This window comes from Telluria aromaticivorans (genome assembly GCF_013003915.1).
Taxonomy (GTDB): domain Bacteria; phylum Pseudomonadota; class Gammaproteobacteria; order Burkholderiales; family Burkholderiaceae_D; genus Telluria; species Telluria aromaticivorans.
In genome coordinates this window covers 837,184-848,700 of record NZ_JABAIV010000001.1, presented here as the reverse complement: position 1 = coordinate 848,700, position 11,517 = coordinate 837,184, and the positions used below count along the sequence as shown (strand labels likewise).

The window sequence follows — 11,517 nt, the reverse complement described above, 5'->3', positions numbered from 1 at the left end:
TATGACCCCCGCCCCGTCAAGACGCCAAAAAACGACCCATCGTGGGTACAACAAAGCTATACTCCCGGCTGCTTTTTACATCCTTCCTGGGGTCATCTTGTTCAAATCCATCGTCTTGCCTGTTGCCCTGCTGGGCGCCGCCGCCTGTGCCGTCGCCGATGAAGGCCAGTGGCAGCCGCACCAGCTGCCGCAACTCACCTCCGAACTCAAGCGCATCGGCATCACCATGCCGGCCGCGAAGCTGGCCGACCTGACGAGGCATCCGATGAGCGCGATCGTGTCGCTGGGCGGCTGCTCGGCCTCCTTCGTCTCGCCCGACGGCCTGGTGGTCACCAACCACCACTGCGCCTATGGCGCCATCCAGCGCAATTCGACCCCCGAAAAGAACTACATCATCAACGGCTTCCTGGCCAAGACCCGCGTTGAGGAGCTGCCGGGCGGCCCGAACACGCTGGTCTACGTGACCGAAAAGGTCGAGAACGTGACTGACCGCGTGCTCAAGGGCTTGAGCCCTTCGATGTCGGGACGCGAGCGCCACGAGCTGGTGGAGTCGCGCATCAAGACCCTGGTCGCCGAATGCGAAACGGACAAATCGATCCGCTGCTCGGTGCCGGCCTTCCACCGTGGCCTCGAGTACTACCGCATCAAGCAGCTGATGATCCGCGACGTGCGCCTGGTGTACGCGCCGTCCGACCGTATCGGCAACTTCGGCGGCGACATCGACAACTACGAATGGCCGCGCCAGACCGGCGACTACTCCTTCCTGCGCGCCTATGTCGGCCCGGATGGACGCCCGGCCGACCCGTCGCCGAACAACGTGCCCTACAAGTCGAAAGACTTTTTGGTGGTGTCGGCCGAAGGCCTGAAGAACGGCGACCCGATCCTGCTGGCCGGCTACCCGGGCCGCACCAGCCGCTACAAGCTCCCAAGCGAGATCCGCTTCGCGCGCGATGTCGACTTCCCGGCCAAGGCCGCGAGCATCACCGCCGACCTGTCGGTGATCGCCGCCGCGACCCAGGGCAACCCGGCCTGGGACGTGCGCTATGCGAGCGTCGCCAAGAGCCTGAACAACGTGCTCAAGAAAACCCAGGGCCTGATGGACGGCTTCGCGCGCAAGGACATCGCCGCGATCAAGGATGTGCAGGATGCCGAATTCCGGGCCTGGCACAAGCAGAACGGTAACGGCTCCAGGAACCTGCTGGGCGAGCTGGATAGCGTGATCGCGCAGGACATGGCGCAGTCGCGCCAGGAAGCCGCCTGGGCGGAAGCGACCCACAGCGACCTGCTCAAGAGCGCACGCACCCTGTACCGCCTGGCGCTGGAACGCCAGAAGCCGGACGCGCAGCGCGAAGCCGGCTACCAGGAGCGCGACCTGTCCTTCATCAAGGCGCGCCTGACCCGCCTCGAGCAGTCCTTCGTGGCGAGCGTGGACGAAGCGCGCTACGGCGCCGCACTGGCGCGCTATGCCCGCATCGACGCCAAGGCGCGTCCGCAAGGCCTGGACGCGCTGCTGCCGGCGCCGAATGCGCTCGGCGCGATGGTCAAGGCGAGCGAGCTCGGAGACACCGCCAAGCGCCTGGCCTGGATCGGCAAGGATCCGGAAGCCTTCCGCAAGTCGAACGACCCGTTCGTCCAGCTGGCCGTACGCCTGCACGATACCGGCATGGCCCTGGAGAACCGCCGCAACGAGCTCGAAGGCAACCTCGAACGCGTCATCCCGCAATACATGACCGCGGTGATCGCCTGGAAGAAATCCCAGGGCAAGCCGGTCTACCCGGATGCCAACTCGACGCTGCGCGTGACCTACGGCACCGTGGCGCCGTATTCGCCGCGCGACGGCCTGGTGAAGGGTCCGTTCACGACCGTGGAAGGCATCGTCGAGAAGACCACCACCAGGGATCCGTTCATCGTGCCGGCCGCGCTCACCGAAGCGGTGAAACAGAAGCGCTACGGCGTGTTCAAGGATGCGGCGCTGGGCACCGTGCCGGTCAACTTCCTGTCGAGCGCCGACACCACCGGCGGCAATTCGGGATCGGCCGTGATGAACAAGCGCGGCGAGCTGGTGGGCCTGAACTTCGATTCGACCTATGAATCGATCACCAAGGACTGGTATTTCGACAGCGCCATCACGCGTGCGATCCACGTCGACATCCGCTACATGCTGTGGGTGATGAAGGAAGTCGACCATGCCGACAACCTGCTCAAGGAAATGACGATCAAATACCCGAAGAAGTAAGCCGGATTTTGAGCAAGTGAAGGCCGCGGCGGCTCACAAGCGCCGCGGCCTTGTCCTGCCTGACTGCGGCTGTTACCATCCGGCGTCTTCCGATAGGACCCCATGAACGAAGCGCTTACCCTCGCCGGGCTGGTCACCACGCCGCTGGAACTGATTTCCTTCCTGCTGGCCATCACCACGGTTGCCCTCAACATCCGCCAGAAGCATTGGGCCTGGCTGTTCTCGATCGCTTCCTCGGCGACCTATGCGGTCGTGTTCTTCGATGCGAAGCTGTATGGCGACATGGGCCTGCAGTTCGTCTTCATCGCCGCATCCATCTGGGGCTGGTATCAGTGGCTGCATGGCGCCGGCGAGCAGCCCCTGGTGGTGACGCGCCTGAAGCGCGCCGCCTGGGGCTGGGCGATCGCCGGCTGGGCCATCGGCTTCATCTTGCTGTCCTCCTTCCTCGACCGTTACACCGACACCGACGTGCCGCATGCGGACGGCTTCCTGACGGCCGGCAGCCTCGTGGGCCAGCTCCTGCTGGGCCGCAAGAAAGTGGAAAACTGGATCGTCTGGATCGTGGTCGACGTGCTGTATGTCGGCCTGTATGTCTACAAGGGCCTGAACCTGACCGCCTTCCTGTACGCCTTGTTCGTGGTGCTGGCGTACACCGGCCTGCGCGCCTGGTCGAACATCGCGCGGAGGGATGCATGACGGAGCCGGTGCTGCGCATTGCGGTGCTGGGCGCCGAATCGTCCGGCAAGTCGACGCTGGCCGAGGCGCTGGCCGCGCGCTATCGAACCCTGTGGGTGCCCGAATACCTGCGCGAATTCGTCGACACCCATGCCCGCGTGCCTTTCGAGAGCGACCAGTACCCGATTGCCTGCACCCAGCGCGCGCGCGAAGATGCCGCAGCCAGCCGCGCGACGCGTTTCCTGTTCTGCGATACCACCCCCCTGATGACGGCGCTGTACAGCCGCCAGTACTGGGGCAGGGTGGATCCGCAACTTGCCCGGCTCGACAGCCGTCACGACTATGCGTGGACCCTGGTGACCGCGCCCGACAGCCCCTGGGAACCGGACGGCCTGCAGCGCGAATCCGAAGAAGTACGCCAGAACGTGCACCGGATGCTGGTGCAGACGCTGGAGGCGCGCGGCATTGCCTATGTCCTGCTGGAGGGCGGGCTGGAGCGGCGGCTGCGGCAGGTGGAAGCGGTGCTGGAGGCCGGGGTGCAAGCGGGTTCCTGAGGCGCAAGTCAAGGAAACGCTCCTTACCACTATTATTTGTTGCTGTATGGTATTAGAATAAATTTTTCTGCATAACGATGGCGGTGTACCGTGAAAAAATGGATAGACCGCTTGTTAGGCGGCACCAGCAAGGAGACTGACGCAGCCCCCGGCCCTGTGCCGGCGGCGGCCGTGGATGGCGACGACATGGCGGCCGAGATCGACTCGGCCTTCTACCGCTGGCTGGCCGCGTCGCACGGCACCAATGCCAAACCCGAGGTCGAAGAAGCCATCCTGGCCGAGGTGCTCGCCCTGGCCGACGATCCCGAGAATGCGTCCGGACTGGTGCCGCGCATCCCTGACCTGGTCGCGCAGCTGCTCAATGCACTGTCGGACGAGAACATCTCCAGCGCCGCGGTCGCGGCCGAGGTGGGGCGCGACCTGGTGCTGGTCGCCGAAGTGATCCGCGAGGCCAACAGCGCCTACTACCGGCCGGCCAAGCCAATCGAGACCCTCGACGGCGCGGTGGCGATGCTCGGCCTGAACGGCCTGCGCATGCTGCTGGCGCGGATCGCGTTCCGGCCGCTGGTGCGGGTCAAGGTCCAGGGCGTCGCGCGCGCGGTGGCGCCGAACGTATGGCGCCATTCCGAACGCTGCGCCTTCGCCGCCAGCGTGATGGCGCCAGGACTGTCTGCAAGCGTTTTCGAAGCCTACCTGGCCGGCCTGATGCAGAACGTGGGCCTGCAGGTGGCCTTCCAGGTGGCCGACCGCCATTGCGAGGGCAAGGTGCCGGGTTCGGGCAGCTTCGGGATCGAACTGTTCGCCGCCAGCCGCCGGCTGTCGTCGGTGATTGCGCAGCACTGGGACTTCCCGGCGGACGTGGTCGAGGCCATCGCCAAGGCAGGAGAGCCAGATGCGCCGGACGCCTCGCACCTGACCCAGGCCCTGGCCCAGGGCGACCGCATCGCCAAGCTGCGCTTGCTGATCGATGGCGTCGTGATCGAGCTTGACGACAGCTTCGTCACCAAGGGATTGAACGGCTTCCAGCGCCGCTGCCTGGGCAAGCTGGCCGAACTCGCAGATTGAGGACTGCCTGCCGCGGCTCAATGACAAGCCGCTGACGGCGCCCTGTAGAATAGGAGGGGCCGGGAGGGCATGCCCTGATGCCGATCACTTCAGAGCCGCCACTTTCTCGTAGGGTGGGCAATTCGTAAATCAGGGCATTGCCCTGATTTACCTTGCCCGCGCGTTCAAATCACGGTGCGGCAGTCGGTGCGCCGGTATATACCGCAACGATCACCGCGCAGTCAAACCTCGTCCATGCTGCCAGCGCGGCTGTTCCATCGCTGCTTGAACGCGTGGGCAGAATCTGCCCACCCTACGGGTCACGACGGCCCACCGCCTTGTGGATTGAAGGCTGCCTGCGGACACCCTCAGAAGTCGAACTGGGCCGACAGGCGGAAGGTGCGCGGGGCGCCCGGCAGCAGGTAGCCACCCAGCGACTGCGTTACGTCGCGCCAGTAGAATTTGTCGAAGACGTTGTCCACGCGCGCGCGCAGGACCGTGTTCATGCCGCCGAACTTCAGCGCATACGAGGCGCCCAGGCCGGCCACATGGTAGCCAGGTACGACCGCGCGGTTGGCCGCATCGAAGGCCTTGCTGCCTGAGTACTGCCACAGCGCGTCGACCTTCAGTCCGGCCAGCGCCGGCACCGCATACTCCACCCAGGCAGTCGACCGGAATTCCGGCACGTTGGTCACGCGCTTGCCTTCGACACTGGCGTCGCCGGTGCCGGTCTGTTTCGCGTCCAGCGCCATCAGGGACAGGCTGTAGTTCAGGTCTGCACCCAGCTTGCCCTGCGCCGCCAGTTCGACCCCGCGGTGCCGCTGCTCGCCGGCGCGCACAAAGGTGCCGGCGGCGTTCACGTATTCCAGGCCCTGCTTGATGTCGAACAGCGCGGCGGACACCATCGTGGCATTGTTGACGATGCCTTTGACACCCAGCTCGGCCTGCTTCGAGCGGCTCGGCGCCAGCGCGGTGTTTTCGTTGGTGGTGCCCATCTCGGCGATGCCGCCATGCTGCAGGCCGTGGCTCAGCGAGCCGTAGACGCTCCAGTCGCGCGCTGGCTTGAACACCAGCGCCACGCTCGGCAGCACGAAGGAATCATTCGCCTGCACGCGCGGCTGGCCAATCTCGGCCAGTTCGTCGCGCTTGAGCTTCACGTAGCGCAGGCCGGTGTGCAGCGTGAATGCGTTCGAGAGCGTGGCAAGGTCCTGCACGAACAGCGAGCGCTCGACATCGCTGCGTCGGGCCAATACCGGGCCCGTCGTGGGATTGCCCGGTGCCGGGTCGACCAGCAGGTTGTCGTAGATATTGCTGTAGCCGGCGTAGTCGTAGACGTATTCGCCGAAGCTGTCGTGGCGTTCCGACATGGCGGCGCCGACGGTCAATGCGTGGCGCACGGCGCCCGTGGCGAAGCGGCCCTGCAGCATGGCTTGTGCGCCCCACGGGGTCTTGCGTTCGCCGACGCTCTGGTAGTCGTAAACGTCGTAGTCGCCGTTCGAGCAGTAGCCCGGATAGTAGCCCTCGCCCTCGTTGCTGCAGCCGTAAGGGAAGGCGGTATAGTCGTCGCGCTTGAACCAGTGCTTGTTGGCGTTGGCCGTGAAGGTCCAGTCGGGATTGATGCGGTATTCGAAGCGCAGCCCGAGGTTGCTGCTGTCGGATTCCACCGGCCTGGTCCAGGCCTGCTTATTCAAAAGGGTCTTCGGCGACACGCCGGTCGGCAGGGTTTCGTTGCGAATCAACTGGTAGCCTGGAGCCGTAATTTGTGACCTGCGCTGGTGGTCGACATCCAGCTGCAGCAGTGCGTCGGGCGTGAGCTGCCAATCGAAGGCGAAGGAAGCGAACTGGCGCTCGCCGTCGGCGCCGCGCACGTAGGACTTCAGGTCCTCAAACGCGGCATTGATGCGATAGCCGAAGCGGCGATCCTCGAAGCGCCCGCCCAGGTCGACCGAGCCGTGCAGGGTGCCGCGTTCGCTCACTTCCACGAGGGCCGAACGCAGCGGCGCGCTGGTCGGGCGCTTGGTCACGAAATCGACCATGCCGCCCGGCGCCGCGACGCCCGCCTGCAGGCCGGCCAGGCCGCGCAGGGTCTCGATGCGTTCCTTGTTCTCGAGCGGGATCTGGGTATCGGCGGGAATCGCGATGCCGTCCTTGCGGTAGCTGGTGGCGTTGTCGAGCGCGAAGCCGCGGATCGAGAACTGCTCGGCATAGCCGACCGCATTGTAGGCGTCGCCCACCGAGGCGTCGAAGCGGGCCGCATCGGTGACGTTACGGATCGACAGGTCCTGCATCTGGGTGCGGGTGAGGGCGCTGATCGCGGCCGGGGTGTCGAGCAGCGGCGCATCGCTGAAACCGCCGATGCTGGCGCGGTCGCTGGCGACCCAGCGGCTGCCGGTAACGACCACCGAGGCTACGCCCTCAGGCGTTTGCTGGGCGGATGCGGTCGCGGAGAACGCCTGCAGGACGGCGCAGGCGAGTACGGATTGCTTCAGGTTGAATTTCATGTGTTTGCTCGTCTTCGCGCGCCACGGAAACGGGACGCGCTGCTTTTATAAAAAGCCGGAGCCAACGTGGGGGAAGGGCAAACAAGAATGGGACTGCGTTGCGCTTTCCTTCGCTGGCATTATCCAGATCAGGTACGAAGGGTATCTCTCACCCGAATCGCGCATATGCACGTCCAGGACCCCTAGCGAGGCGGCAGTGTACCACGGTCCCGGGCGGGCGTGGTGAATGTGGCAAGCAGTGGTCAGCCTCGAATTGTCGAACACCGTAGGGTGGGCAGGTTTTCCTGCCCACGCGTTCAAATTACAGATGCTTTGTGCCGACGCCTCCGATAGTTGAACGCGCGGGCGGGGGACCCGCCCACTCTACGAAAACCGGTCAGAGTGCGAGTTCCAGCACTTTGCGGCTCACATCCAGCGTCACCAACCGATCCTCCCCCAGCTTGGTCATCCGGTGCGCTTCCAGCGCGTGAAGCACCGGCTCGATATGCTCGCGCCCCAGCCCGTAACCGGACAGCCGCGTCGCCAACCCCATCGCCCGGAAGAAGGCCTCGGTGCGTGCAATCGCATCGTCGATGCGCACCTCCTCATCGCCCTCGACCAGGTTCCACACCCGCGCCGCGTACTGGAGCAATTTGGCGCGCTTGGCCTCGCGCCGCACGCGCAGCATCGCCGGCAGCACCACGGCCAGCGTCTGGGCGTGGTCGAGGTTGTGGAGCGCAGTGAGTTCGTGGCCGATCATGTGGGTGGCCCAGTCCTGCGGCACGCCGGCGCCGATCAGGCCGTTCAGGGCCAGGGTCGCGGTCCACATCAGGTTGGCCCGCACTTCGTAGTTGTCCGGCTCCGACAGCGCGCGCGGCCCTTCCTCGACCAGGGTCAGCAGCAGGCCTTCGGCGAAGCGGTCCTGCACCTTGGCGTTCACCGGATAGGTGAGGTACTGCTCCATGACGTGGGCGAAAGCGTCGACCACCCCATTGCCCACCTGGCGCGCCGGCAGCGAATAGGTGGTGGTGGGATCGAGCACGGCGAATTGCGGGAACACGTGGCGGCTGGCGAAGGCACGCTTTTCCTGGGTGGCCCGGCGCGTGACGACGGCGCCCGAATTCATCTCCGAGCCGGTGGCCGGCAAGGTCAGCACCACACCGAAGGGCAGCGCCGCCGTCACGTTGGCGGCGCGCTTCTCGAAGATCGACCACGGGTCTTCGTCGAGCAGGGCCGCTGCTGCGATGAACTTGGTGCCGTCGATGACCGAGCCGCCGCCGACCGCAAGCAGGTAATCGATCCGCTCGCTGCGCACAAGCTCAATCGCCTTGCACAGCGTCTCGTAGGTGGGATTCGGCTCGATGCCGCCGAATTCGAGCACCGCGTGGCCCTGCAGTGAAGCCATCACTTCGCCGTACACGCCGTTGGCGCGGATCGAGCCGCCGCCGTACAGCATCAGGACGCGTGCGCCTTGCGGCACCAGCGGCGCGAGCGCGGCGATCTGGCCCTGGCCGAACAGGATGCGGGTCGGGTTCTGGTAATCGAAATTGAGCAAGGCTACCCCTCGTTGCGGAGACAAAGAGGGGATTATCGCCGAAGCAGGTGGACGGCGCCCGGGACCCCCGATTCGGCGGGCTTCGCACGTAGCCGCCGAATCAAGGGCCCATCGTCAGTGCAGGTTCAGGCTTCCGCAGTCGCCGGTGTGGCCACCGACCGTGTTTGCGTCGCCACCGCCGGCACCATGTGGCGCAGCATCGTGGAGCGGGTGGAGTCGCCGATGGCGCGCCAGTAATCGCGCCGCTGCGCCGCGCGCTTGCGGTGCTTGGACGGCATCTCGGCCAGCGGCTTGAGATAGAAGGGCAGCGGCACCAGGAAGCTGCGGCCCGGCATCTCGACGCCGCCCAGCACCTTCCAGAAGCCATCGTAGGCATTCTCGAAATGCTTGGTGTCGAGGGGATTGTAGGCAATGTGCGAGCTGCACTTGATGGCAACCACGCGGTCGATGCCCACCGCCTGCGCCACGCCCTGCATGGCGGCGAAGCAGAAGAAGCTCGGCGAATTGTTCGGGAAGGCTTCTTCGAAGGCTTCGAAGGCGGCGCCGGAATCGGTCCAGCGGCCCTGGTTGCGCGTCACAAAGGGCACGGTGGGGAGATCCACGCCGGCTAGCTGGCCGTCGACCCAGGTATAGGACAGGCGGTGCAGGTATTTGCCGTCGGCGACCAGCGAGATCGTGATGTCGCCCTCGGCATCGCTGCGCGGCGCCATTTCCAGGCGCAGCAGGAAGCTGTGCTCGCCGCTTTCCAGTTGCGCCTGGTGCTGCCACAGGACCAGGCCGTTGCCGCCGCCATTATTGCCGCCGCCGTACACCAGCTGGTGGTAGGCATTGCTGAAGGTGCTGTCTTCGAAGCGGTAATGGGAGAGCACGCACTGCACGCGCTGGCGTGGGCTCAGGTCTTTCGCCAGGTAGCTGCGGTGGCTCAGATGGTGGAACAGGTCGTCGTTGGGCGCGGCCGCCACGAAGCGGCGTACCAGGTCGAGGCGGCACAGGGCCTGGTGTTCGCGCCAGTAGCGCAGCACGCGCAGGCTGCGCGCGATACTGAGCATCCAGGAAGCGGGCGTGTACTGGCCGCGGCGGGCGAGCCAAGCTTTGGCGAGGTGAGCGAATATCATTGTGGGGCGCTCCAGTCGGCGTAAAGGTGCGGGCGCCGAAGCGGCGCCCCTGTCTTTAACTCGATGCCCGTCACGGATGACGAGCTAGCTCAACGGAAAATTAATTCCGAAAAGCATTATCCGCCGAAAAGCTAGCTCGTGCCCGGATATTGAACTGGAGGCGTGGTGGAACCTGGGTCAGAAGAAGCGGTCATGTGGTCTCTCTCTATTGTTTGACTTTTTGTTTTCGCCTGACAGGCAAACAAGACTACCATGTTTGTGCTGCGACACGCTTCCAATTCATCGCCGATAATTGCGCCAAACCGAAACACACCGGAGGAGCAAGATGGCGTACGAACTTTTTTACTGGCCTAGTATTCAGGGGCGTGGCGAGTTCGTCCGGCTGGCCCTCGAAGAGGCCGGGGCCGAATATGTGGACGTGGCGCGACGCCATGGCGGGATGGACCTCCTGAACTCCGCGCTCGACACCGAAACCCATCCTTCGTTCGCGCCGCCCTTCCTGAAAGCCGGCGAGATGACGATTGGACAGGTTGCCAACATCCTGCTCTACCTCGGCGAGCAGCATGGCCTGGCGCCGCGCACCGATCCGGGGCGCCTCTGGACCCACCAGCTGCAGCTGACCATCGCCGACCTGGTCGCCGAGATCCACGACACCCACCATCCGATCGCCACCTCGCTCTACTACGAAGACCAGAAACCGGAAGCCCAGCGGCGCTCCGCCGACTTCATCGAAACGCGCCTGCCGAAATTCTTCGGCTACTTCTCGCGCATCCTCACCAATCCCGAGGCGCGCGACTGGCTCGTGAGCGAAAAGCCGACTTATGCCGATTTGTCGCTGTTCCAGGTGGTCGAGGGCCTGCGCTATGCCTTCCCGAATGCGATGAAGCGCCTGGAGGGCGAATATCCGGCACTGGGCCCCCTGCGCGACCGCGTGGCGGCGCGGCCGAATATCGCCGCCTACCTGGCTTCGCCGCGGCGCGTCCCGTTCAACGAGAACGGGATCTTCCGCCACTATCCGGAGCTGGACGAGTAGGCCGGCTTAGCCGGCATCCCATTCGGGCGCGAACTCCGGGCTGACCAGGCGTCCGCCCCGATCCAGTGCATCGATGGCGGCGATGTCTTCCAGCGCCAGCGTAATGCCGGTGCTGCCCAGGTTGCTCTCCAGGTTGGCGCGCCTGGTCGACGAGGGAATCACGGTGTAGCCCTTCGCCATCAGCCAGGCCAGCGTCACCTGCGCGGCCGTGGCGCCGATGCGCGCGGCGATCGCCTTGACGGCCGCATCGTCCAGCACTTTTCCATAAGCGAGCGGCATGTAGGCCGTGATGCCGATGCCGAGCGCGCGCGCGGCCGCAGCCACGCTGCGGTTTTGCAGGTAGGGATGCAGCTCGACCTGGTTGGTGGCGATATTGGCCGCGCCAACGGCATCGACCGCTTCGCGCATTAGCGCCACCGGGAAGTTCGAGATGCCGATGGCGCCGGTCAAACCCAGGTCGCGCGCGGCCAGCAGGGCTTGCATCGATTCGCGCACCGGCACTTCCTTGCCGGGCGAAGGCCAGTGGACCAGGGTCAGGTCGAGCCTGTCCAGGCGCAGCTTGCGCAGGCTCTCCTTCAGGCTCGGGATGAGGACCTCGCCTTTCAAATTCGCGGTCCAGATCTTGGTGGTGACGAAGACCTCGTCGCGCGGCACGCCGGAGACCGCCAATGCGCTGCCGACTTCTTCTTCATTGCCATAAATCTGGGCGGTATCGATGTGGCGGTAGCCCAGTTCGAGCCCGTTGCGTACCGAGTCGATGGCTTGCGGGCCCTGCAGGCGGAAGGTGCCGAGGCCGAGTTGTGGCATGTGCATGTGATGTCCTTG

At 65.2% G+C, this 11,517-nt stretch carries 9 protein-coding genes and 1 riboswitch; of the genes, 5 read left to right on the top strand and 4 right to left on the bottom strand.

Annotated features, from left to right (window positions below; all coding sequences use genetic code 11):
- Positions 1 to 97 precede the first annotated feature (97 nt).
- The 4 genes from HGB41_RS03905 (at position 98) to HGB41_RS03890 (ending at position 4,530) form a co-directional block, all read left to right on the top strand.
- Positions 98 to 2,236, top strand: a complete 2,139-nt coding sequence (locus HGB41_RS03905; protein WP_171081236.1) for a S46 family peptidase — start codon at positions 98 to 100, stop codon at positions 2,234 to 2,236.
- A 102-nt stretch (positions 2,237 to 2,338) separates the two neighbouring features.
- Positions 2,339 to 2,932, top strand: a complete 594-nt coding sequence (gene pnuC / locus HGB41_RS03900) for a nicotinamide riboside transporter PnuC (RefSeq protein WP_171081234.1) — start codon at positions 2,339 to 2,341, stop codon at positions 2,930 to 2,932.
- Positions 2,929 to 3,465, top strand: coding sequence for an AAA family ATPase (locus tag HGB41_RS03895; RefSeq protein ID WP_171081232.1), 537 nt, complete (start codon positions 2,929 to 2,931; stop codon positions 3,463 to 3,465). Before pnuC ends, HGB41_RS03895 begins: the two co-directional genes overlap by 4 nt.
- Positions 3,466 to 3,555: 90 nt before the next feature.
- The gene (locus HGB41_RS03890) at positions 3,556 to 4,530 is read left to right on the top strand and encodes an HDOD domain-containing protein (protein WP_171081229.1); all 975 of its coding nucleotides are present in this window, start codon (positions 3,556 to 3,558) and stop codon (positions 4,528 to 4,530) included.
- Between the two features lie 347 nt (positions 4,531 to 4,877).
- Here HGB41_RS03890 and HGB41_RS03885 read toward each other — a convergent pair whose 3' ends face one another.
- The 3 genes from HGB41_RS03885 to HGB41_RS03875 all read right to left on the bottom strand — a co-directional run bounded on the left by HGB41_RS03885 (position 4,878) and on the right by HGB41_RS03875 (position 9,659).
- On the bottom strand, positions 4,878 to 7,010 hold the full coding sequence (locus tag HGB41_RS03885) for a TonB-dependent siderophore receptor (RefSeq protein ID WP_171081227.1): 2,133 nt from the start codon (positions 7,008 to 7,010) through the stop codon (positions 4,878 to 4,880).
- A gap of 88 nt (positions 7,011 to 7,098) precedes the next feature.
- Positions 7,099 to 7,204, bottom strand: a riboswitch (TPP riboswitch).
- Between the two features lie 182 nt (positions 7,205 to 7,386).
- Positions 7,387 to 8,544 (bottom strand): iron-containing alcohol dehydrogenase, encoded by a 1,158-nt coding sequence (locus HGB41_RS03880; RefSeq protein ID WP_171081224.1) that lies wholly within the window; start codon positions 8,542 to 8,544, stop codon positions 7,387 to 7,389.
- A 125-nt stretch (positions 8,545 to 8,669) separates the two neighbouring features.
- Positions 8,670 to 9,659: a DUF535 family protein gene (locus tag HGB41_RS03875; RefSeq protein WP_171081222.1), complete on the bottom strand. Its 990-nt coding sequence runs from the start codon at positions 9,657 to 9,659 to the stop codon at positions 8,670 to 8,672.
- Between the two features lie 325 nt (positions 9,660 to 9,984).
- Here HGB41_RS03875 and HGB41_RS03870 point away from each other — a divergent pair, with 325 nt between their 5' ends.
- Positions 9,985 to 10,692, top strand: coding sequence for a glutathione S-transferase (locus tag HGB41_RS03870; protein ID WP_171081220.1), 708 nt, complete (start codon positions 9,985 to 9,987; stop codon positions 10,690 to 10,692).
- 6 nt (positions 10,693 to 10,698) lie between these two features.
- Here the strand turns inward: HGB41_RS03870 and dkgB are convergent, their stop codons facing one another.
- On the bottom strand, positions 10,699 to 11,505 hold the full coding sequence (gene dkgB / locus HGB41_RS03865; RefSeq protein WP_171081217.1) for a 2,5-didehydrogluconate reductase DkgB: 807 nt from the start codon (positions 11,503 to 11,505) through the stop codon (positions 10,699 to 10,701).
- Positions 11,506 to 11,517 lie beyond the last annotated feature (12 nt).